The following is a 22,303-nucleotide window of genomic DNA, read 5'->3' as shown; positions in this document are numbered from 1 at the left end:
GTCATGGCTGAAAGCGAGAGCGGTCAGGACAAGACAGAAGACCCCACGGACAAGCGCAAGAAGGATTCCCGCGAAAAGGGCGAGATCGCTCGCTCCAAAGAGCTCAACACCTTGGCGGTGATGCTGGCCGGTGCGGGCGGGTTGCTGATCTACGGCGGCGGTCTGGCGCTGGACCTGCTGGAAATCATGCGGCTGAACTTCTCCTTGCCGCGTGAAGTGCTGCTGACCCCGGACGCCATGGGCCTGTATTTGCTGAAGTCGGGCAAGATCGCGATTATCGCGGTACAACCGGTGTTGCTCACCTTGCTGCTGGCGGCGATCATCGGCCCGATTTCCCTGGGCGGCTGGTTGTTCGCCGGCAGTAGCCTGGCGCCCAAGTTCAGTCGAATGAACCCGGCCAGCGGCCTCAAGCGGATGTTTTCGTCCACGGCGCTGATCGAGCTGCTCAAGGCCCTGGCAAAATTCCTGCTGGTGCTGTTCGTCGCGCTGAGCGTGCTGCGCTCGGACATCGACGACTTGCTGCGAATCGCCCATGAGCCGCTGGAGCAGGCGATTATCCACAGTGTGCAACTGGTGGGTTGGAGCACCTTGTGGATGGCCTGCGGGTTGATCCTGATCGCGGCAGTCGATGTGCCGGTTCAGCTTTACCAGAGTCACAAGAAACTGCTGATGACCAAGCAGGAAGTACGCGACGAGCACAAGGATCAGGAAGGTCGCCCCGAGGTCAAACAACGGATTCGCCAGTTGCAGCGCGAGATGTCCCAGCGGCGGATGATGGCGGCCATTCCTGAGGCCGATGTGGTCATTACCAACCCGACCCACTACGCGGTGGCGCTCAAGTACGATCCGGAGAAGGGTGGGGCGCCGATGCTGGTCGCCAAGGGCAGCGACTTCCTGGCGTTGAAGATTCGCGAAATTGCGGTGGCTAATGAAGTCTTGCTGCTTGAGTCGCCGGCCCTGGCGCGTTCGATCTATTACTCCACCGAGCTCGATCAGGAAATTCCTGGTGGGCTTTATCTGGCGGTTGCTCAGGTGCTGGCTTACGTTTATCAGATCCGCCAGTACCGTGCCGGCAAGGGCAAGCGCCCGGATCCGCTCAAGGATGAACTGCCGATTCCACCGGATCTGCGCCGCGATTCCTGACCGGCTTACGCTGATCAAAACTGTGGGAGCTGGCTTGCCTGCGATGGCGGCCTGACAGCCGACCTATCTCTTGCGGATATACATAGATCTACTGTGGGAGCGGGCTTGCTCGCGAAGACGGCCTGACAGCCGACCAACCTCTTGCAGATGTACACCAATCAAAACTGTGGGAGCGGGCTTGCTCGCGAAGACAGCCTGACAGCCGACCAACCTCTTGCAGATGTACACCAATCAAAACTGTGGGAGCGGGCTTGCTCGCGAAGACGGCCTGACAGCCGACCAACCTCTTGCAGATGTACACCAATCAAAACGTGCGTAATAACTTCGTATAGCATACATTATACGAGTTATACGACGCACCATTACCCGTTGCATGTGCTCAAGGAGCCGGTGCAAGTGCGAGCACCGAGNATCAAAACTGTGGGAGCGGGCTTGCTCGCGAAGACGGCCTGACAGCCGACCAACCTCTTGCAGATGTACACCAATCAAAACTGTGGGAGCGGGCTTGCTCGCGAAGGCGGCCTGACAGCCGGCCAATCTCCCGCAGGTGTACATATCCATTTCTGCGGTAACGGCCACTTACGGTTTCGCCTGACGGCGACTCACTTTTTTTACAAGCGCCTAAAAAAAGTAAGCAAAAAAACGCTCGCCCCAAGCGTACGGCACCTCGCCTAGGCTCGGCGTCCCCTCGTTCCGGCATTCATCAGGGGGCATCGCCTACGGTCTGCTTCGCGACGACCTCCTCTCGATGTGTTCGACTTCGTCGAACGGCGCTGCGCGCCCACCCCCTGATGAACACCTCCACTCGGCCTCCCGAAGGGGCGGGTGGATCAAGATCAACAGCGGCAGGCGAGCTAACGCTCGGCCTGTTGATGGTTGTTCGATGCGGCTATGACTTTCACCACATCATCGATGACGGCTTTGCTCATCTCCTGCAAGTAGTGGGAGGCCCAGGCATAGCGGTCGGTTTTGCGCTCCATCGCTGCGTCTTCGGCCAGCATCCTGGAGAGGTGGAGCAGGTCGGAGACGTGGGACAAGGCAGTGAGCAGAGGGACGCCACTGTTGACTCGGAACAGGGCCTGATCGTTGTGGATGGAGAAGGGGGTGAGGCCGGCGGTTTTCAAATCGTGGAGGTGCGAAGATTTGTTCATGGTGAGGTTCTCGTTTACTGGTTAGAGCTGCCTCATTCGTTTCCACGCGAATGGGTGGCAGCTGTACGCAGGTTGGAAAACCGGGGTAAACGAGCCCGGCAGACCCCGAAGGTCTCCCGCGCACAGCCGCCATAAAGCATGGGCGTAAAAAAGCGCCAGCATACGTTATGAAGGGCGCTTTTGCGCCGTTTACTCACCGGGTTTCCACGCCCGGTCGCTGATTTGGCAGCGACCACCGAAGACTAGTGATGCGATTTCCGAGGGGCAACCTTGAAAACCTGTCGGACGTTTCCCGCTGTTTTTCAGGTTTGTGGTCGCATTCTTAGGATGGGCGTTGAATATTCCGGCCTCTTCGCGGGCAAGCCCGCTCCCACAGGTTCTGTGCCGAACACTCATTTCGCGGTCAGCCCCGATTACTGTGGGAGCCGGGCTTGCCCGCGAAGAGGCCCGCACAAGCAGCACAAATCTTCCTGTAAACCCCTCTATTTCAAACCCGCGCAAAAGTTGGAAGGCTTCTTGCAATAGCCGGCTTGCGCCCGCTTCAGGCGTCAAAAGTTTGCTTCAAGGAACGGGGAATACCGGTGGATCGCTCTCAGTTAATCAACAGTGCCCGCAGCAACCTGGCAGACCTCAGTCGAGGCAATCTGGGTGTGCCGCTGTTGCTGTTGGTCATGCTGGCCATGATGATGTTGCCGGTCCCGCCGTTCCTGCTCGACGTGTTCTTCACCTTCAACATTGCGCTGTCGATCGTCGTGCTGCTGGTCTGCGTCTACGCCTTGCGGCCACTGGATTTTGCGGTGTTTCCGACCATTCTGCTGGTCGCCACGTTGCTGCGACTGGCATTGAACGTGGCCTCGACCCGAGTGGTGATGCTCCACGGTCAGGACGGCCATGCCGCCGCCGGCAAGGTGATTCAGGCTTTTGGTGAGGTGGTGATCGGCGGTAACTACGTGGTCGGTATCGTGGTCTTCGCGATTTTGATGATCATCAACTTCGTCGTGGTGACCAAAGGTGCCGGGCGGATTTCCGAGGTCAGCGCGCGTTTTACCCTCGATGCGATGCCGGGCAAGCAGATGGCCATCGACGCCGACCTGAACGCCGGCCTGATCGACCAGCCCCAGGCCAAACTGCGTCGTATGGAAGTGGCCCAGGAAGCCGAGTTCTACGGTTCGATGGACGGTGCCAGCAAGTTCGTGCGCGGTGACGCCATCGCCGGTCTGCTGATTCTGTTCATCAACCTGATTGGCGGCATGGCGGTCGGGATCTTCCAGCACGGCATGAGCTTCGGCGATGCCGGCAAGGTCTACGCATTGTTGACCATCGGTGACGGTTTGGTGGCGCAATTGCCATCACTGCTGCTGTCCACCGCGGCGGCGATCATGGTGACCCGTGCTTCCGGTTCGGAAGATATGGGCAAGCAGATCAATCGGCAGATGTTCGCGTCCCCCAAAGCGCTGGCGGTAGCAGCCGGTTTGATGGCGGTCATGGGCCTGGTGCCAGGCATGCCGCACTTCTCCTTTCTCAGCATGGCAGCCGTGGCGGCGGGCGCTGCGTATCTGTTCTGGAAAAAGCAGAACATCGTCAAGGTTCAGGCTCTGGAAGAGGTCAAGCGCCAGCAGGAGTTGCTGCCGTCGCCGGCGCGGGCCATGGAAACCAAAGAGCTGGGCTGGGATGACGTGACCCCGATCGACATGATCGGCCTGGAAGTCGGTTACCGGCTGATTCCGCTGGTGGATCGCAATCAGGGTGGTCAGTTGCTGGCGCGGATCAAGGGCGTGCGCAAGAAGCTTTCCCAGGATCTGGGCTTCCTGATGCCGACCGTGCACATTCGCGACAACCTCGATCTGGCGCCAAGTGCCTACCGCCTGACCCTGATGGGGGTGATTCTCGCCGAGGCGGAGATTTATCCGGATCGCGAACTGGCGATCAACCCCGGGCAGGTCTACGGCACGCTCAATGGCATCACCGCCAAAGATCCGGCCTTTGGTCTGGAGGCGGTCTGGATCGAAATCAGTCAGCGTCCGCAGGCACAGTCCCTGGGGTACACCGTGGTCGATGCCAGTACGGTGGTGGCGACTCACCTTAATCAGATTTTGTACAAGCACTCCAGCGAGCTGATCGGCCACGAAGAAGTTCAGCAACTGATGCAATTGCTGGCCAAAAGCTCGCCAAAACTGGCCGAGGAGCTGGTGCCGGGTGTTGTTTCGCTGTCGCAGCTGCTCAAAGTGCTGCAAGCCTTGTTGGCCGAACAGGTGCCGGTTCGCGACATTCGCAGCATTGCCGAGGCCATCGCGAACAATGCCTCCAAGAGTCAAGATACTGCCGCTCTGGTGGCCGCTGTCCGCGTTGGCGTATCGCGCGCTATCGTCCAAAGCATTGTAGGGACTGAGTCCGAGCTGCCTGTGATCACCTTGGAGCCAAGGTTGGAACAGATATTGCTCAATAGTCTTCAGAAGGCAGGGCAAGGCTCGGAAGAGGGCGTTTTGCTGGAGCCGAGCATGGCTGAGAAGCTGCAACGTTCGTTGATCGACGCCGCGCAGCGTCAGGAAATGCAAGGTCAACCGGTGATTCTGCTGGTAGCAGGTCCGGTACGCGCGATGCTCTCGCGGTTCGGACGTCTGGCAGTGCCGGGGTTGCATGTGTTGGCGTATCAGGAAATCCCTGACAACAAGCAAGTGACCATCGTTGCGACAGTAGGGCCCAACGGCTGAGGTAATGGTTTATGCAAGTTAAGCGTTTTTTCGCCGCCGATATGCGTCAGGCCATGAAGCTGGTTCGCGATGAGCTGGGCGCTGATGCTGCCATTATCGGTAATCGCCGGATCGCCGGTGGTGTTGAGCTGACGGCTGCCCTGGATTACAAGCTGTCGGCGCTGGCCCCGCGTGTGCCGAACATCGAACTTGAAGACGAGTTGCGCAAGACCCAGTCGCGGATCGTCACGGCTCAGGCTGAATTGAGCCTGCGTGGCGACGGTGAGGGTGACGCGAGCGCCGGTACCAATCGCCAGCTGTTCGCCGGCTTGCCGCTGACCGCTGCGGAACCGTTGATCGAGCCGACCTTTGCTGAACGGCCGCGTCCTGCTCCAGCGCCTGCACCGTCTGCGGGGGTCGATCCGCGCGCTTTCGACTCGATGCGCTTCGAACTCAATGGCCTGCGTGAATTACTCGAAGTGCAGTTGGGTTCGCTGGCCTGGAACCAGCTGCAAGGCAGTCGCCCGCAGCAAGCCAACCTGTGGCGTCGCCTGCAACGCATTGGCCTGTCCGGTCCGCTGTCGCGCGATCTGCTGGAACTGATTACTGAAATTGAAGAGCCCCGTCAGGCCTGGCGCATGCTGTTGGCGCACCTGGCGCGGATGATCGTGACTCCCGAGATCGAGCCACTGGAAGAGGGTGGCGTGATCGCCATGGTCGGCCCTGCCGGCATGGGCAAAACCACGACGCTGGCCAAGCTGGCCGCACGTTACGTGCTCAAGTACGGCGCGCAGAACATTGCGCTGGTGAGCATGGACAGCTTCCGCATTGGTGCTCAGGAACAGCTCAAGACCCTGGGGCGTATCCTCAATGTCCCGGTGACTCACGTCGACCCGGGCCAGTCCCTGGCGCAAGCCCTTGATCCTCTGTTGCGCAAGCGCGTGGTGTTGATCGACACCGCCGGCCTGCAGGCCAGTGATCCGGCGTTGCGCATGCAGCTGGAAAGCCTGGCCGGTCGCGGGATCAGGTCGAAGAATTATCTGGTGCTGGCCACTACCAGCCAGAAACAGGTGCTGACTGCCGCTTATCACAGTTACAAGCGGTGCGGGCTGGCAGGCTGCATCCTGACTAAACTGGATGAAACAGCGAGTTTGGGCGAGGTGTTGAGCCTGGCAATCAGCCACGAATTACCTGTCGCTTATCTGACCGACGGGCCACGGATCCCGGATGATCTACATTTACCGCGCCGGCATCAGTTGGTCAGTCGCGCCGTAAGCGTGCAGATGCAGGAAGAACCCAGCGAAGAAGCCATGGCTGATATGTTCGCTGACCTCTACCACAGCCCGACCAAGCGTGTCGGCTGAGGTAATAATGAATAGATTTGTATCTACATCGATGGCCTGCCATGCATTGTTCCGAAGTGAACGCGCAGCCAGTCATGTAGCCCGCGTCTAAGCAAGACAAGGTAAAGAACGAACATGGGCAGCATGCATCCCGTACAGGTGATCGCGGTGACCGGCGGCAAAGGTGGCGTCGGGAAGACTAATGTGTCAGTGAACTTGTCCCTGGCTCTTGCTGAGCTCGGCCGGCGCGTCATGCTGCTGGACGCCGATCTGGGGCTGGCGAACGTCGACGTCCTGCTGGGGCTCACGCCCAAGCGTACGCTGGCCGACGTCATTGAAGGCCGCTGTGAACTGCGCGATGTTTTACTTCAGGGGCCGGGCGGCATTCGTATTGTTCCAGCAGCGTCCGGTACCCAGAGCATGGTTCATCTGAGCCCGGCCCAGCATGCAGGCCTGATTCAGGCATTCAGCGACATTGGCGATAACCTCGACGTATTGGTGATCGACACGGCGGCGGGTATCGGTGAGTCGGTCGTCAGTTTTGTTCGCGCAGCCCAGGAAGTGTTGCTGGTGGTGTGCGACGAGCCAACGTCGATCACTGACGCCTACGCGCTGATCAAGCTGCTCAACCGCGATTACGGCATGAACCGCTTCCGCGTGTTGGCCAACATGGCGCAAAGCCCGCAGGAAGGGCGAAATCTGTTCGCCAAGTTGACCAAGGTCACGGATCGCTTCCTCGACGTCGCCTTACAATATGTCGGTGCGGTGCCTTACGACGAATGCGTGCGCAAGGCCGTGCAGAAGCAGCGCGCCGTGTACGAAGCGTTTCCTCGCTCCAAGTGTGCGCTGGCGTTCAAGGCCATTGCGCAGAAAGTCGATACCTGGCCGTTGCCTGCCAACCCGCGTGGGCACCTGGAGTTTTTCGTCGAGCGTCTGGTGCAGCAAACTGCGGGTCCGGTTCTATGACAGCCAGCGGTTACAACCTGTACAAGCAGTCGGCGCGTGACGCGCAGTACGAACTGATCGAGCGTTACGCGCCACTGGTAAAACGTATTGCCTATCACCTGTTGGCGCGCTTGCCGGCCAGTGTTCAGGTCGAGGACCTGATCCAGGCAGGCATGATCGGTTTGCTGGAAGTGTCGACCAAATATGACGCGAGCAAAGGTGCGAGTTTCGAGACGTACGCGGGGATCCGTATCCGTGGTGCGATGCTCGATGAAGTCCGCAAGGGGGACTGGGCGCCACGCTCGGTACACCGCAATACCCGGATGGTGAGTGACGCGATTCGCTCAATTGAAGCTAAAACCGGGCGTGACGCTAAAGATCACGAGGTTGCGGCCGAACTCCAATTGAGTCTCGACGATTATTACGGGATTTTGAACGACACCTTGGGCAGTCGCCTGTTCAGCTTCGACGATCTGTTGCAGGACGGCGAGCATGAAGGACTGCACGAGGATGGCGCGAGTGTTCATCTCGAACCGTCGCGCGACCTGGAAGATGAGCGTTTCCAGGCTGCACTGGCGGATGCGATTGCCAATTTGCCGGAGCGTGAGCGACTGGTGTTGGCGCTGTACTACGACGAAGAGCTGAACCTCAAGGAAATCGGTGAGGTCCTGGGGGTCAGTGAATCGCGGGTCAGTCAGTTACACAGCCAGTGCGCGGCCCGTTTGCGGGGGCGTTTGGGGGAGTGGCGAGCGCGCTGACAGCAGTGTGGGGACACTGCGAACGAAACAGGCAAGGCGTAAAGCTCTGCAGGTCTCAATCCGTTGTGCTCCAGACAGTCGTCGAGTGCTCTGCCTGATTGATTGAATGGCGTGTTCAGGTGCTGAACGCGTTTAAGACTGCTTGGAGGTCGAATTGGACAAGAACATGAAAATCCTCATCGTTGATGACTTCTCAACGATGCGGCGGATCATAAAAAACCTGTTGCGTGACCTTGGGTTCACCAACACGGTCGAGGCGGACGATGGTATTACCGCCATTCCCGTCCTTAACAGCGGGAGCATCGACTTTCTGGTAACGGACTGGAACATGCCTGGCATGACCGGTATCGATTTGCTGCGCCACGTGCGCGCCGATGAAAAGCTCAAGCACCTGCCGGTGCTGATGGTCACTGCCGAAGCCAAGCGCGAGCAGATCATCGAAGCCGCTCAAGCCGGTGTAAACGGCTATGTGGTCAAACCCTTCACGGCCCAGGCGTTGAAAGAGAAGATCGAAAAAATATTCGAACGCATCGGTTGATGTGCGGAGCCACTGCGCCACGGGGGGAGCTATGGAGCAAAGAGAATCTTCACAGGGCGATTTCGAATCGACCCTGAAAAAAAACGCTCACGAACTGGTCGAAAGCCTTGAAAAGGGCAGGTTCGGTGACGCTGTGCAACTGATCCATGAGCTCAATCAGACCCGTGACCGCGGCCTGTACCAGGAGGTGGGCAAGCTCACTCGCGAGCTGCATAGCGCGATCGTCAATTTTCAGATTGACCCGAACATGCCGCAAGCCGAGGAAGTCTCACAGATCACGGATGCCACCGAGCGCCTGTCCTATGTGGTCAAGCTGACCGAGGCGGCCGCGAACCGCACCATGGACCTGGTTGAGAACAGCACTCCGCTGGTCAATGGCCTGAGCACTGACGCCCAGGCCTTGAGTGCGGACTGGGGGCGTTTCATGCGCCGCGAAGTCGGTGCCGAAGAGTTCCGCGAACTGGCCCGGCGTGTCGACGGTTTCCTGACGCGTAGCGTCGAGCAGAGCCGGGTCGTCTCGGGCAACCTCAACGATATTCTGCTGGCTCAGGATTACCAGGATCTAACCGGTCAGGTGATCAAGCGCGTGACTCAATTGGTCACCGAAGTCGAAAGCAACCTGCTCAAGCTCGTGCTCATGGCCAGTCAGGTAGACCGCTTTGCGGGCATCGAACATGACCATGAAGCGATGCTGGCTGAAAAAGATCCGCAAAAACATCTCTCTCAGGGTGAAGGTCCGCAGATTCATGCCGATAAAAGAGAAGACGTTGTGTCCGGTCAGGACGATGTGGACGATTTGTTATCCAGCCTAGGATTTTAGAGTTTTAGCATTTTAGGTTTTTTAGGTTTTTAGACCTCAGGAGCACCCCCTTAATGAGCTTCGGCGCCGATGAAGAGATCCTTCAGGATTTCCTGGTTGAGGCCGGCGAGATTCTAGAGCAACTGTCCGAACAGCTGGTCGAGCTGGAAAGCCGACCCGATGATGCGGATTTGCTCAATGCAATTTTTCGCGGTTTTCACACTGTAAAAGGGGGCGCCGGCTTCCTCCAGCTCAACGAACTGGTGGAGTGCTGTCACATCGCCGAGAACGTGTTCGACATCCTGCGCAAGGGTGAGCGTCGCGTCGACTCGGAACTGATGGACGTAGTTCTCGAGGCGCTGGACGCTGTGAACAGCATGTTCAGCGAAGTCCGTGAGCGTGCACCGATCACTGCGGCTACACCGGAACTGCTGGCGGCTCTGGCCCGTCTGGCCGAGCCTCAAACAGCCGATGAGGCGCAACCGGTTGCCGAAGTGGTCGAAGCACCTGCCGCTGAAAGCGAGTCGGGCGACATCACCGACAATGAATTCGAACTGCTGCTGGACTCGCTGAACGCGGTCAAGGCGCAAGCCGAAGCGGGGGCGCCTGTAGTCTCGGCACCTGCAGCGGCTACAGGCAGCGATGAAATCACCGATGCCGAGTTCGAGTCGTTGCTCGATCAATTGCACGGCAAAGGTCAGTTCGCCCCTGATGCAGTGGCGGTAGCACCCGCCGCACCGGCTGCCCCGAAAGCGGCAGGCGACAGCTCCGACATTACCGATGACGAGTTCGAAGCATTGCTCGATCAGTTGCACGGCAAAGGCAACTTTGCGGTCGATGCGCTGGAATCGGCAATTGCTGCCGTTCCGGCACCAGCGGCACCTCTGGCTGCAGCCGCTGGTAGCGATCTGATCTCCGACCACGAATTTGAATCGCTGCTCGACGAATTGCATGGCAAAGGCAAGTTCACTGAGATCGGCACAGGTTATGTTGCTTCGGTGGCGGCGCCAGTTGCCAAGGCCGCAGCGCTCAAGCCGGTCGCCGCAGCACCCGAGCCAAAAGCTGAAGCGCCGAAACCTGCCGCTGCTGCATCGGCTCCAGCTCGCGCACCGGCTTCACCGCCAGCGGAAAAGCCGGCCAGCGAAGCCGAGACCACCGTACGGGTGGATACCGCGCGTCTCGACGAAATCATGAACATGGTCGGCGAGCTGGTACTGGTGCGTAACCGCCTGGTCCGTCTGGGCCTCAACAGCGGCGACGAAGCCATGTCCAAGGCCGTGTCGAACCTCGACGTGGTCACGGCCGACTTGCAGACCGCGGTGATGAAGACCCGGATGCAGCCGATCAAGAAAGTCTTCGGGCGCTTCCCGCGCCTGGTTCGCGACCTGGCTCGCCAGCTCAAGAAAGAGATCAACCTGGAGCTGGTCGGCGAAGAAACCGACCTCGACAAGAACCTCGTCGAGGCCCTGGCCGACCCGCTGGTCCACTTGGTGCGTAACTCGGTCGATCACGGTATCGAAGAACCGGCCGATCGTGAGGCGATGGGCAAACCGCGCAGCGGTAAAGTGATTCTGTCCGCAGAACAGGAAGGCGATCACATCCTGCTGTCCATCTCTGATGACGGCAAGGGGATGGACGCTGATGTTTTGCGCGGTATCGCCGTGAAGAAAGGGTTGATGGACAAGGATGCGGCGGACCGTCTCAGCGAGACCGACTGCTTCAACCTGATCTTCGCGCCAGGCTTCTCGACCAAAACCGAGATCTCCGACGTGTCCGGTCGTGGCGTGGGCATGGACGTGGTGAAAACCAAGATCGCCCAGCTCAACGGCACCATCAATATCTACTCGACCAAGGGCAAGGGCTCGAAGATCGTCATCAAGGTCCCGTTGACCCTGGCGATCATGCCGACGCTGATGGTCATGCTCGGCAACCAGGCCTTTGCTTTCCCGCTGGTCAACGTCAACGAGATTTTCCATCTCGACCTGTCGCGCACCAACGTGGTTGACGGTCAGGAAGTGGTGATCGTGCGGGACAAGGCGCTGCCATTGTTCTACCTCAAACGCTGGCTGGTCAGCTCCGCCGCTCACGAAGAGCAGCGCGAAGGCCATGTGGTGATCCTTTCGGTGGGCACTCAGCGGATCGGCTTCGTCGTCGATCAGTTGGTGGGCCAGGAAGAAGTGGTCATCAAGCCATTGGGCAAAATGCTCCAGGGAACCCCGGGCATGTCCGGCGCCACCATTACCGGTGACGGCCGCATCGCCTTGATTCTCGATGTTCCGAGCATGCTCAAGCGTTACGCCGCAAGGCGTATTTGAATCTGGTGGAGCGGGGCGACCGAGCCTCGCTCCGTCTAACGGAGTGTTTATGGCAGTCAAAGTCCTGGTGGTGGATGATTCCGGTTTTTTCCGCCGCCGCGTCTCGGAAATTCTTTCAGCAGATCCGAGTATCCAGGTTGTCGGTACGGCGACCAACGGTAAAGAGGCGATCGATCAGGCCCTGGCCCTCAAGCCAGACGTGATCACCATGGACTACGAGATGCCGATGATGGATGGCATCACGGCGGTGCGGCACATCATGCAGCGCTGTCCTACCCCGGTGTTGATGTTCTCCTCGCTGACGCACGAAGGCGCTCGGGTCACTCTCGATGCACTGGATGCCGGCGCGGTGGACTTCCTGCCGAAGAATTTCGAAGACATCTCGCGCAATCCCGAGAAGGTCAAGCAACTGCTGTGCGAAAAGGTTCACAGCATTTCGCGCAGTAACCGGCGTTTCAGCGCCTACAGCGCCCCGGCTCCAGCGGCCGCGCCAGCCCCGACACCGGCCCCGTCGAGTTTCGGCAGCAGCGCAGCGGTGGCTGTGCGTCCGGCCCCGACGCCGATTCCTGCGCGTGCGCCGGTTGCCGGCACATCGTCGCCGGCACCGAAACGCAAAGCCTACAAACTGGTTGCCATTGGTACGTCAACCGGCGGCCCGGTTGCATTGCAGCGGGTGCTGACACAACTGCCGGCAAACTTCCCGGCGCCGATCGTGCTGATCCAGCACATGCCGGCGGCCTTCACCAAAGCTTTCGCCGAACGTTTGGACAAGCTCTGCCGGATCAGCGTCAAGGAAGCCGAGGATGGCGACATCCTGCGTCCTGGCCTGGCCTTGCTGGCACCGGGTGGCAAGCAAATGATGGTCGACGGCCGTGGCGCGGTGAAAATCCTCCCGGGCGACGAGCGTCTGAACTACAAACCGTGCGTGGACATCACCTTCGGTTCGGCAGCCAAATCCTACGGTGACAAAGTTCTGGCGGTGGTCCTTACCGGCATGGGCGCCGACGGTCGCGAAGGCGCGCGACTGCTCAAGCAGGGCGGCAGCGCGGTCTGGGCCCAGGATGAAGCCAGTTGCGTGATCTACGGCATGCCGATGGCGATCGTCAAAGCTGATCTGGCAGACGCGATTTACGGCCTCGACGATATCGGCAAGCACCTGGCCGAGGCGTGCATCTGATGGATGTTTTAAGCCTCATCGGGATCATCATGGCGTTCGTCGCCATTATCGGCGGCAACTTTCTGGAAGGGGGGCATCTCGGTGCCTTGGCCAATGGCCCGGCGGCGTTGATCGTGCTGGGCGGGACCATTGGCGCTGCGTTGTTGCAGTCGCCGATGAGTGCCTTCAAGCGCGCCCTGCAGATTCTTCGCTGGATCCTCTTTCCGCCTCGCGTCGACCTGGCTGGCGGCATCGACCGCGTGGTCAACTGGAGCCTCACCGCACGCAAGGAAGGTTTGCTCGGGCTTGAAGGGGTAGCGGACAGCGAACCTGACAGCTACTCGCGTAAAGGCTTGCAATTGCTGGTTGATGGCGCAGAGCCCGAGTCGATTCGCAGCATCCTGGAAGTGGATTTCTACACCCAGGAAAGCCGTGACATCGAAGCCGCCAAAGTCTTTGAAAGCATGGGCGGCTATGCGCCGACCATCGGTATCATCGGCGCGGTCATGGGCCTGATTCACGTCATGGGCAACCTGGGTGATCCGTCGCAACTGGGCAGCGGCATTGCCGTGGCGTTCGTCGCGACCATCTACGGCGTGGCCAGCGCCAACCTGGTGCTGTTGCCGATTGCCAGCAAGCTCAAGTCCATCGCGTTGCGGCAGTCGCGTTATCGCGAAATGCTGCTGGAAGGCATTCTGTCGATCGCCGAAGGTGAAAACCCTCGCTCCATCGAGTTGAAGCTTCAGGGCTTCATGGACTGATGGGGGTAATGGACTATGGCTCGTCGCCGTCAGCACGATGAACACGTCAACCACGAACGCTGGCTGGTGTCCTACGCGGATTTCATCACGCTGCTGTTCGCCTTTTTCGTAGTGATGTACTCCATCTCGTCGATCAACGAAGGCAAGTACAAGGAAATTTCCGAAGCGCTGGTCGGGGTCTTTACCAATTCTGACCGCGCCCTCAAGCCGATCCCCATCGGTGACGAACGTCCGAAGACGGTCACTCCGGCCAAACCGCTGGTCAAGGACAGCGAGCAGATCGACGCCGGCATCGCCCAGGCCAGCAAGGATCCGCTCAAGAGCATTGCCGATGACATCAGTGCGGCGTTTGGCGATTTGATCAGCTCCAATCAGATGACCGTGCGTGGCAACGAGTTGTGGGTCGAGATCGAACTCAACTCGAGCCTGCTGTTCGGCAGCGGCGATGCCATGCCCAGCGATATCGCGTTCAACATCATCGACAGGGTCGCGACCATTCTGAAACCGTTCGACAACCCGATTCACGTTGAAGGCTTCACCGACGATCAACCGATCCGCACTGCGCAGTATCCGACCAACTGGGAACTGTCCTCGGCCCGCTCGGCGAGTATCGTGCGCATGCTTGCCATGCAGGGTGTCAACCCCGGGCGTCTGGCTTCGGTGGGTTACGGCGAGTTCCAGCCGGTGGCCAATAACGCGACCGCCGAGGGGCGTGCACGTAACCGGCGAGTGGTGCTGGTGGTGTCGCGCAATCTCGATGTCCGCCGCAGCCTGACCGGTACCGGAACCGCTAATGCAAAACCGGATGCCGCGTTGAAGCGTGCTGGCACACAAACTGCACCGACGACTGTCAAGTCGCCGGGACGCGCGAGTGCCGTCAATTCTCCGTCACCCGGCTTATAACGTTGAGCTATTTCTCGGTTGTATTGAATCGACCGGGAGGAACAATCCGAATGAGAGTCTGGGCAGTCGCCAATCAAAAGGGTGGTGTCGGTAAAACCACTTCCTCCATCGCTTTAGCCGGTTTGCTGGCTGAGGCGGGCAAGCGCGTGGTTGTGGTCGATCTCGACCCGCACGGCTCCATGACCAGCTACTTCGGTTACGACCCCGACAGCCTGGAACACAGCAGCTACGACCTGTTTCTGCACAAGGGCAGCGTGCCGCAGGGCTTGCCCGGGCAACTGTTGCTGCCGACCAGTGACGAACGTATTTCCCTGTTGCCGTCGAGTACTGCGCTCGCCACCCTCGAGCGCCAGTCGCCGGGGCAGAGTGGCCTGGGGCTGGTGATCGCCAAGAGCCTGGCGCAATTGTGGCAGGACTTCGATTACGCGTTGATCGACAGCCCGCCGTTGCTCGGTGTGCTGATGGTCAATGCCTTGGCGGCCAGCCAGCAGTTGGTGATCCCGGTGCAGACCGAGCACCTGGCAGTGAAAGGTCTGGAGCGCATGGTCAACACCTTGGCGATGATCAACCGTTCGCGTAAACAAGCGCTGCCGTTCAGCATCGTGCCGACCCTGTTCGACCGTCGCACCCAAGCCTCGCTGGGAACCCTGCGGGTGCTGCGCGACAGGTATCCGGAAGAAATCTGGCAAGGCTACATCCCGGTCGATACCCGACTGCGTGATGCCAGCCGCGCCGGCCTGACCCCTTCGCAGTTCGACGGCAAGAGCCGTGGAGTGCTGGCGTACCGCGCACTGCTCAAGCATTTGCTGGCGCAGCAACTTGTTCCGCAGGTGGCTTGAGGTGAATCTTTATTCTGCCGGGGTGGTGTGCCAATGAACCGGCCAGTAAAAATTACCAGCCGCCCGCAACTGGCGTTGCAGTCGTATCTGGATGCGTTGTTGCAAGACGCGACCGAGGAGTGGCCGTCAGAAGTCGAGGTATTGCCCGAGGTTGTAGAAGTCGTCGAGGTCGTCGAAGCCATTGAGGCGCAAGGCGCACTGGACGAGTTCCAGGCTGCGGTGCTCGAAGAGCAGGCTCGCGATGCACAAAAGCCAGTGATTGCGTCTTCCGTTGTAGCGCCGGTTGCCGAGGCGCCCGTTGTCGTGCCGGGACTGGAAGCGCCCGCACCGATTCTGGCGCCGGTTTCAACGGTCGCTCCATTGCTCAAAGCGCTGGTCGAACCGGTGGTTGAAGTCCATCTGCCGCCGAGCAACACGCCACCGCCGGTGGTCGGCGATGACCGGCCAGGCTGGGCTGCCGAACCGTTCGAATGCCTGTTGTTCGATGTCGCCGGTTTGACCCTCGCCGTGCCACTGGTGTGCCTCGGCTCTATTTACTCGTTGGCCGGTCATGAGCTGACGCCGTTGTTCGGTCAGCCGGAATGGTTCCTCGGAATTCTGCCAAGCCAGGCCGGCAACCTGAAGGTGCTGGATACCGCGCGCTGGGTCATGCCCGATCGTTATCGCGAAGACTTCCGCCAGGGCCTGCAGTACGTGATCTCGGTTCAGGGCTACGAGTGGGGGCTGGCGGTGCATCAGGTCAGCCGCTCGCTGCGCCTGGACCCCAACGAAATCAAATGGCGCAGCCATCGGGGTCAGCGGCCATGGCTGGCCGGGACGGTGATCGAGCACATGTGTGCGTTGCTGGATGTTTCGGAGCTGGCGGAGTTGATCGCCAGCGGTGGTGCCAGGCACATGGGCGGCGGCAAGCCGGCCCGCAAACCTACATAACAAACAGCTGGCCGCATACACGGTACGGCCGGACAGAACACACACCGCCACAGGCGGTTTTTCGAGGGGTCAGGGTATGAATGATAAGGCGTCGTCTGCAAAGGGTTCCGAAGATCCGATCCTGCAATGGGTAACCTTCAAGCTGGACAATGAAACCTACGGCATCAACGTGATGCGCGTTCAGGAAGTCCTGCGCTACACCGAAATCGCTCCGGTTCCGGGTGCACCCAGCTACGTGCTGGGCATCATCAACCTGCGCGGCAATGTGGTGACCGTGATCGACACCCGCCAGCGCTTCGGCCTGGGCACTGTCGAAGTCAGCGACAACACCCGTATCGTGATCATCGAAGCCGACAAGCAAGTGGTCGGGATCATGGTCGACAGTGTGGCCGAAGTGGTTTACCTGCGTCAGTCCGAGATCGAAACCGCGCCTAACGTCGGTAACGAAGAGTCGGCCAAGTTCATCCAGGGCGTCTGCAACAAGAACAACGAGTTGCTGATCCTGGTCGAGCTGGACAAGATGATGAGCGAAGAAGAGTGGTCGGAACTGGAGAGTATCTGATTGATTCTCGAGGTGGCTGTCATTGTACTGGGGCTCCTGTGGGTCGGGACCCTGGCGATGTTCCTGGCTTACACGCGCAAGCAGCGAGAGCTGGCAGCACTGCAAGCCCAGGGCAATGCGTTGCGTGATCAGCGCATCAAGGATCTGGCCAAGCGCGTCGGCGATTACCAGAACGGTAACGTGCGCATGGGTGAAGACCTGCACGAACTGCGTGCAGTGGTCGGCCCCTTGCCGGACAAGCTGGCCCAGCTTGAGCAGCGCGACCCGTCGAGCCTGTCATTCGCCCAGGCAGCCCGCCTGGTGGGGATGGGCGCCAGCGTCGACGAATTGACCCAGTCCTGCGGCCTGACCCAGGCAGAGGCCGAGTTGATGAGCAAGATGCACAAGAACTAATAGCGACTGCGCGAGTCTGGCGACGGGTGAACAATTGTGGCGAGGGAGCTTGCTCCCGCTGGGCTGCGAAGCAGCCCTGAAACCCACAATTAAATTCTTCCAGATAGATTCCGTCAGCTTTTTTTGCGACTGCTGCGCCCGAGCGCGAACCGGTCGGCGGGAGCAAGCTCCCTCGCCACAGTGAGCTTGCAACACTTGCTTGATCAGTAATCATCCCCGCGTTCTGTCACATCCCGCTCCACTATCGTCTCCTCAGAACCATGCCCTTGTGGAAACTTGCCCTTGAGTTTCCAGGCAAACGCTATGATCTCGGCAATCGTGCGATAGAGCTCTTCAGGGATGCTTTCACCCAGCTCCATCCTCGCCAGCAGTTTCACCAGTTCGGCGTTCTCATATATCGGCACTTCATAGTCACGGGCAATTTTCAGAATGGCTTCGGCCAGTTCGTCATCGCCTTTGGCGGTGAGCGTCGGGGCGTGGCTGCCGTCGTATTTGAGGGCGATGGCCTGGCGCGGTGGCGTGTGGTTGTTCATGCGGTTTCGTCGACCCAGCGTTGTTCGAGGCGGGTTTGATTGCCTTGGGGCGGTGTGCCGAGGTGGCAATTCAGGTCGCCAACATTCAGGCCCGATGCCAGCAGTTGCGCGCGCAAGCCATGCAGGTTGCTTTCGATCAGGCTGGCGGTATAAGGCCGCTCGGCCCAGAGCTGACTGGAGAGTTTGCCCTGGGCTAGCTGTGCCTGGATTTGCAGGGGCCCAAGCGGCTCCATGTCGAACGCCAGTTCGACTCGCCAGAGCCGTTGTTTCGATTGGCGCTCGACGGATTTTTCGTGCTGTTCTGTTTCCGGTGTGTCCTCGCGCTGAAACTTGACCTGCAGCGGCACGATGTCCTGCATATTGCGCATCGGGATTTCCAACTGCCAGGTGGTTTGCAGCTTGCCATCCTCGGTCATGCCGGTCTGTTCCAGGCTCGACAGTTGATGGCTTTGCAGGCGCGAAACGGCCGCTGCAGCCAGGCGCAGCAAGTGTTCCAGGTCACCTTCACCTTCCAGGCTTTGCAGCAGCCGCGAGGGTAGGGGGAAGTTGCTTGGTTGCGGTTTGGCGCTGACCTGACCGAGGGTGCCGAGGGCGCTGCGGACAAAGCTTGGCAGCGCCTGGGCCAGGGTGTTGGCGGCGATGACCGCGTTGAAACTGGTGTTGGCCGGAAGGCCGGGGGCCAATTGCGCGATCAATCGCAGCAAGTTGCCTTTCAGGTCCGGGGTCAGGGCCGGGTTCTGTCCGGCGAGCAATTTGGTTTCCAGAAACAACCCGCTGTTGACCAGCGCCTGCGCCAAACCTTTGGGCGTGCTCAGTTGCTGAACGTCTGGCAGGTCGGCAAGCAGTTTGTCGACGGTGGCGCGCAGGTCGTCGGACGTGGTGTCGGAGTCTGGCAGATTTTGCAAGGCATCGATCAGCCCGCTCAACGAACCTTGGCGACTTTGCTGGGCCAGCAACTGCTGGCTCACCGCCAATTGCTCCTGACGGCTGGCCAGTGGCACAAAAGTCAAACTTTGCGCGCCCTGGACCAAGGCGCTGAGCAGGCTCCCGATGCGCAGCGGCTGCGGGCTGTCGATGCTCAAGGTGCTGCCACTGAGTGCGGTATTAAGCAAGCTCACCAGCGAGCGATAGACCGCCGGCTGTCCCGGTGTTTGCGGCATCAACTGGGTGGTCAGCACTTTACCTTGCAGTAACGTGCCAGCCGGCAATTGCGACGTATCTAGGCGGGTGAGGGTGGCGACGTTTGCGGCGATGGCCTGTTGCACGGTAATCGCCAGACTACTGGCTGAAGGCTGGCTGACCGTCAGGTTGGAGCCCAGAGGCAACGGTTGGTTGCTGGTGACTTGCACGGTGGTTTGACGGCCACTGTCCAGGGTGACCTTGAGCAGCAGCTGGAAAGTCTGGTCGTTCTGTTTGAGCGACAGCACTTCAGCGCTTGCGCTCTGGCCTGCAGCGATCAAGCCATCAATCGGGGTCTGCAGCTTGAGCAATTCACCACTGACCACCAGCGGGCGCGAGATAGCCGGCGTAGTAGGGGGCAGTGGGAGGATGTTCATGTCGCCGGTCATCAAGTCACACCCTGTCGAAATTGCCCTCTTGGGAGTAGGACATGACATGTATAATGCCGCCCGTCTCCAGGAGGCGTGTCAAAAACATCGCAAATGTTTGACGCAGCTCTCTAGAACAGGCCGTCAATGCATCTATGCTGCATCACTTTAACGGCCGCTCAATTGCCGACTTGAACCGTAAAGGCCCGCGATCTCTTGACCATCCCTCTACTAGAAGCCGTAGCGCTCGCCTGTGAGCGAGACTGGCGGATGCTCTTCGAAAACCTCGAATTGCGTCTGGGCCGCGGTGACATGTTGCAGATCAGCGGCCCCAACGGCAGCGGCAAGACCAGCCTGCTGCGCCTGCTCGCCGGTTTGATGCAGCCGACCAGTGGCCAGGTATTGCTCAACGGCCAGCCCTTGAGCTCGCAACGTCTGGAACTGGCCCACAACCTGTTGTGGATCGGCCATGCCGCCGGAATCAAGGACCTGCTGACCCCTGAAGAGAACCTCAGCTGGCTGTGCGCGTTGCATCGGCCCGCCAGCCATGAGGCGATCTGGCAGGCGCTGGCAGCGGTAGGACTGCGCGGTTTTGAAGATGTTCCTTGCCACACCCTGTCCGCCGGCCAGCAACGCCGCGTGGCCTTGGCCCGCTTGTATCTCGACAGTCCGGCGCTGTGGATCCTTGACGAGCCGTTTACCGCACTGGATAAACAAGGCGTCGCCCAGTTGGAAGAACACCTGGCCGCACATTGCGAGCGAGGCGGCATGGTGATTCTGACCACTCACCACACATTGACCCGGATGCCGGCCGGTTACCGCGACATCGATTTGGGGCAGTGGGCCGTATGAGTGTTTTCGCACTGTTGGTCGCCCGTGAGGCGCGTTTGTTGTGTCGTCGTCCTGCCGAGCTTGCCAACCCTCTCGTATTCTTCGCCATTGTTGTCTCATTGTTTCCATTGGCGGTCGGACCTGAGACACAATTGTTGCAAACCTTGTCACCGGGGCTGGTCTGGGTAGCGGCCCTTTTATCGGTTTTGCTCTCGCTGGACGGGCTTTTCCGCAGTGATTTCGAGGACGGATCCCTTGAGCAGTGGGTCCTTTCGTCGCACCCCCTGCCTCTTCTGGTTTTGGCAAAGGTGCTGGCACACTGGGCGTTTTCCGGCTTGGCACTGGTGTTGCTTGCCCCGTTATTGGCGTTGATGCTCGGTTTGCCTGCCGCTTGTCTGCCGGTTTTGCTCTTATCGCTGTTGCTCGGTACACCGGTACTGAGCGTGCTCGGTGCGGTGGGCGCGGCCTTGACGGTCGGATTGAAGCGCGGCGGTTTGCTGCTGGCCTTGCTGATTCTGCCGCTGTACATCCCGGTGTTGATTCTTGGCAGTGGCGCCTTGCAGGCTGCCTTGCAGGGCATGCCGGCAACCGGTTATTTGCTGTGGCTTGGTAGCCTGACCGCCCTGGCGATAACCCTGACACCCTTTGCAATAGCTGCTGGCCTGAAGATCAGCGTCGGCGAATAATAATGAGGTCTGGTTAAAATTTAACCGCTTTTTTTTGAAAAAAAGGCAGACCCTGGTTTTTCGTGACAACGAAAAGCCACCGTGATGGAAACAGCAATGAACTGGACCTGGTTTCATAAGCTCGGCTCGCCCAAATGGTTTTACGGCATCAGCGGCAAACTGCTGCCCTGGCTGAGCGTCGCGGCGTTGCTGCTGATCGGCGTCGGCGTGGTCTGGGGCCTGGCCTTCGCGCCACCGGACTACCAGCAAGGCAACAGCTTTCGAATCATCTACATTCACGTGCCGGCCGCCATGCTGGCGCAGTCCTGCTACGTGATGCTGGCGGTCTGCGGCATTGTCGGGCTGGTATGGAAGATGAAACTGGCGGACGTCGCCCTGCAATGCGCAGCGCCGATCGGTGCCTGGATGACCGCCGTGGCGCTGGTTACCGGGGCCATCTGGGGCAAACCGACCTGGGGCTCGTGGTGGGTCTGGGATGCACGACTTACGTCCATGCTGATTCTGCTGTTTCTGTACTTCGGTCTCATTGCGCTGGGCAACGCCATCAGCAATCGTGACAGTGCCGCCAAAGCGTGTGCAGTGCTGGCGATTGTCGGCGTGATCAACATCCCGATCATCAAGTACTCGGTAGAGTGGTGGAACACCCTGCACCAGGGCGCAACCTTCAGCCTCACCGAAAAACCGGCAATGCCGGCCGAGATGTGGCTGCCGTTGCTGCTGACGGTATTGGGTTTCTACTGTTTCTTCGGTGCCGTGCTGTTGCTGCGCATGCGCCTTGAAGTGCTCAAGCGCGAAGCCCGTGCCAGCTGGGTCAAGGCCGAAGTGCAAAACAGCCTGGAGGCCGTGTAATGAGTTTTGCTTCATTCGGCGACTTCCTCGCCATGGGCCATCACGGTCTTTATGTCTGGTCGGCTTATGGCATCTGCCTGGCGGTACTGGCTCTCAACGTGGCTGCGCCGATTCTGGCCCGCAAGCGTTACCTGCAACAAGAGGCGCGCCGTCTGCGCCGGGAGAACAGCAAGTGAATCCGCTGCGTAAAAAGCGTCTTATCATTATTTTCGCGATCCTGGTCGGTGTCGGTGCAGCTGTCGGCCTGGCCCTCAGTGCCCTTCAGCAGAACATCAACCTCTTTTACACTCCGACCCAAATCGCCAATGGCGAAGCCCCGCAAGACACGCGCATCCGTGCTGGCGGCATGGTCGAGAAGGGCTCGCTGCAACGCTCCGGCGATTCGCTGGATGTGAAATTCATCGTCACCGACTTCAACAAATCCGTGACCATCACCTACCGTGGCATCCTCCCGGACCTGTTCCGCGAAGGGCAGGGCATCGTTGCGCTGGGCAAACTGAATGCAGACGGTGTGGTGGTGGCTGACGAAGTGCTGGCCAAGCACGACGAGAAATACATGCCACCGGAAGTGACCAAGGCGCTCAAAGACAGCGGTCAATCTGCTCCAACACCCGCGAAGGAGGGTTGATCC

At 59.6% G+C, this 22,303-nt stretch carries 23 protein-coding genes; 20 read left to right on the top strand and 3 right to left on the bottom strand.

The window, feature by feature from the left end:
• Nucleotides 1-3: 3 nt before the first annotated feature.
• Nucleotides 4-1,143, top strand: coding sequence for a flagellar biosynthesis protein FlhB (gene flhB / locus HK44_RS19295; RefSeq protein ID WP_019692374.1), 1,140 nt, complete (start codon nt 4-6; stop codon nt 1,141-1,143).
• A gap of 854 nt (nt 1,144-1,997) precedes the next feature.
• Here the strand turns inward: flhB and HK44_RS19290 are convergent.
• Nucleotides 1,998-2,294 (bottom strand): DUF3077 domain-containing protein, encoded by a 297-nt coding sequence (locus tag HK44_RS19290; RefSeq protein WP_019692373.1) that lies wholly within the window; start codon nt 2,292-2,294, stop codon nt 1,998-2,000.
• A gap of 581 nt (nt 2,295-2,875) precedes the next feature.
• Here HK44_RS19290 and flhA point away from each other — a divergent pair.
• From flhA to HK44_RS19220, 14 genes are all read left to right on the top strand, one after another.
• Complete coding sequence (gene flhA, locus HK44_RS19285) at nt 2,876-5,005, top strand: flagellar biosynthesis protein FlhA (RefSeq protein WP_019692372.1); 2,130 nt, start codon at nt 2,876-2,878, stop codon at nt 5,003-5,005.
• 11 nt (nt 5,006-5,016) lie between these two features.
• Complete coding sequence (gene flhF, locus HK44_RS19280) at nt 5,017-6,348, top strand: flagellar biosynthesis protein FlhF (protein ID WP_019692371.1); 1,332 nt, start codon at nt 5,017-5,019, stop codon at nt 6,346-6,348.
• Nucleotides 6,349-6,462: 114 nt separating this feature from the next.
• Nucleotides 6,463-7,293 (top strand): flagellar synthesis regulator FleN, encoded by an 831-nt coding sequence (gene fleN / locus HK44_RS19275; RefSeq protein WP_019692370.1) that lies wholly within the window; start codon nt 6,463-6,465, stop codon nt 7,291-7,293.
• A complete protein-coding gene (gene fliA / locus HK44_RS19270; RefSeq protein WP_019692369.1) occupies nt 7,290-8,030 on the top strand; it encodes an RNA polymerase sigma factor FliA in 741 nt (246 codons plus the stop codon). Before fleN ends, fliA begins: the two co-directional genes overlap by 4 nt.
• A gap of 166 nt (nt 8,031-8,196) precedes the next feature.
• The gene (locus HK44_RS19265; protein WP_008006721.1) at nt 8,197-8,568 is read left to right on the top strand and encodes a chemotaxis response regulator CheY; all 372 of its coding nucleotides are present in this window, start codon (nt 8,197-8,199) and stop codon (nt 8,566-8,568) included.
• Nucleotides 8,569-8,599: 31 nt separating this feature from the next.
• Complete coding sequence (locus tag HK44_RS19260) at nt 8,600-9,388, top strand: protein phosphatase CheZ (RefSeq protein ID WP_019692368.1); 789 nt, start codon at nt 8,600-8,602, stop codon at nt 9,386-9,388.
• A gap of 53 nt (nt 9,389-9,441) precedes the next feature.
• The gene (locus HK44_RS19255; protein ID WP_019692367.1) at nt 9,442-11,682 is read left to right on the top strand and encodes a chemotaxis protein CheA; all 2,241 of its coding nucleotides are present in this window, start codon (nt 9,442-9,444) and stop codon (nt 11,680-11,682) included.
• A gap of 49 nt (nt 11,683-11,731) precedes the next feature.
• The gene (locus HK44_RS19250; RefSeq protein ID WP_019692366.1) at nt 11,732-12,859 is read left to right on the top strand and encodes a protein-glutamate methylesterase/protein-glutamine glutaminase; all 1,128 of its coding nucleotides are present in this window, start codon (nt 11,732-11,734) and stop codon (nt 12,857-12,859) included.
• A complete protein-coding gene (locus tag HK44_RS19245; RefSeq protein ID WP_019692365.1) occupies nt 12,859-13,599 on the top strand; it encodes a flagellar motor protein in 741 nt (246 codons plus the stop codon). Before HK44_RS19250 ends, HK44_RS19245 begins: the two co-directional genes overlap by 1 nt.
• 15 nt (nt 13,600-13,614) lie before the next feature.
• Nucleotides 13,615-14,502 carry a flagellar motor protein MotD gene (gene motD / locus HK44_RS19240; protein WP_019692364.1) on the top strand — a complete coding sequence of 296 codons (888 nt, stop codon included), beginning with the start codon at nt 13,615-13,617 and terminating at the stop codon, nt 14,500-14,502.
• Between the two features lie 50 nt (nt 14,503-14,552).
• Nucleotides 14,553-15,341, top strand: a complete 789-nt coding sequence (locus tag HK44_RS19235; protein ID WP_019692363.1) for a ParA family protein — start codon at nt 14,553-14,555, stop codon at nt 15,339-15,341.
• 33 nt (nt 15,342-15,374) lie between these two features.
• Nucleotides 15,375-16,271 carry a CheW domain-containing protein gene (locus HK44_RS19230; RefSeq protein WP_019692362.1) on the top strand — a complete coding sequence of 299 codons (897 nt, stop codon included), beginning with the start codon at nt 15,375-15,377 and terminating at the stop codon, nt 16,269-16,271.
• Nucleotides 16,272-16,347: 76 nt separating this feature from the next.
• On the top strand, nt 16,348-16,833 hold the full coding sequence (locus HK44_RS19225) for a chemotaxis protein CheW (protein ID WP_019692361.1): 486 nt from the start codon (nt 16,348-16,350) through the stop codon (nt 16,831-16,833).
• The gene (locus tag HK44_RS19220) at nt 16,834-17,226 is read left to right on the top strand and encodes a DUF2802 domain-containing protein (RefSeq protein WP_019692360.1); all 393 of its coding nucleotides are present in this window, start codon (nt 16,834-16,836) and stop codon (nt 17,224-17,226) included. It abuts the gene before it with no gap.
• A gap of 203 nt (nt 17,227-17,429) precedes the next feature.
• On the opposite strand, the gene HK44_RS19215 is transcribed toward HK44_RS19220, so the two are convergent.
• Nucleotides 17,430-17,759: an EscU/YscU/HrcU family type III secretion system export apparatus switch protein gene (locus tag HK44_RS19215; protein WP_019692359.1), complete on the bottom strand. Its 330-nt coding sequence runs from the start codon at nt 17,757-17,759 to the stop codon at nt 17,430-17,432.
• Complete coding sequence (locus HK44_RS19210; protein ID WP_019692358.1) at nt 17,756-19,327, bottom strand: flagellar hook-length control protein FliK; 1,572 nt, start codon at nt 19,325-19,327, stop codon at nt 17,756-17,758. The genes HK44_RS19215 and HK44_RS19210 overlap by 4 nt, the downstream gene beginning before the upstream one ends.
• 249 nt (nt 19,328-19,576) lie before the next feature.
• Between HK44_RS19210 and ccmA the strand changes: the two genes are divergently transcribed.
• From ccmA to ccmE, 5 genes are all read left to right on the top strand, one after another.
• Nucleotides 19,577-20,158: a cytochrome c biogenesis heme-transporting ATPase CcmA gene (gene ccmA / locus HK44_RS19205; protein WP_020723537.1), complete on the top strand. Its 582-nt coding sequence runs from the start codon at nt 19,577-19,579 to the stop codon at nt 20,156-20,158.
• Nucleotides 20,155-20,823: a heme exporter protein CcmB gene (ccmB, locus tag HK44_RS19200; RefSeq protein ID WP_024265080.1), complete on the top strand. Its 669-nt coding sequence runs from the start codon at nt 20,155-20,157 to the stop codon at nt 20,821-20,823. Before ccmA ends, ccmB begins: the two co-directional genes overlap by 4 nt.
• 96 nt (nt 20,824-20,919) lie before the next feature.
• Nucleotides 20,920-21,672 (top strand): heme ABC transporter permease, encoded by a 753-nt coding sequence (locus HK44_RS19195; RefSeq protein WP_019692355.1) that lies wholly within the window; start codon nt 20,920-20,922, stop codon nt 21,670-21,672.
• Nucleotides 21,672-21,848, top strand: coding sequence for a heme exporter protein CcmD (ccmD, locus tag HK44_RS19190; RefSeq protein ID WP_019692354.1), 177 nt, complete (start codon nt 21,672-21,674; stop codon nt 21,846-21,848). The genes HK44_RS19195 and ccmD overlap by 1 nt, the downstream gene beginning before the upstream one ends.
• Nucleotides 21,845-22,300 (top strand): cytochrome c maturation protein CcmE, encoded by a 456-nt coding sequence (gene ccmE / locus HK44_RS19185; protein WP_019692353.1) that lies wholly within the window; start codon nt 21,845-21,847, stop codon nt 22,298-22,300. Before ccmD ends, ccmE begins: the two co-directional genes overlap by 4 nt.
• Nucleotides 22,301-22,303 lie beyond the last annotated feature (3 nt).

Origin of the sequence: Pseudomonas fluorescens HK44 (assembly GCF_000217955.3) — a bacterium.
In the GTDB taxonomy this organism is placed as follows: domain Bacteria; phylum Pseudomonadota; class Gammaproteobacteria; order Pseudomonadales; family Pseudomonadaceae; genus Aquipseudomonas; species Aquipseudomonas fluorescens_AQ.
This window is presented reverse-complemented; position numbering and strand designations above follow the sequence as displayed.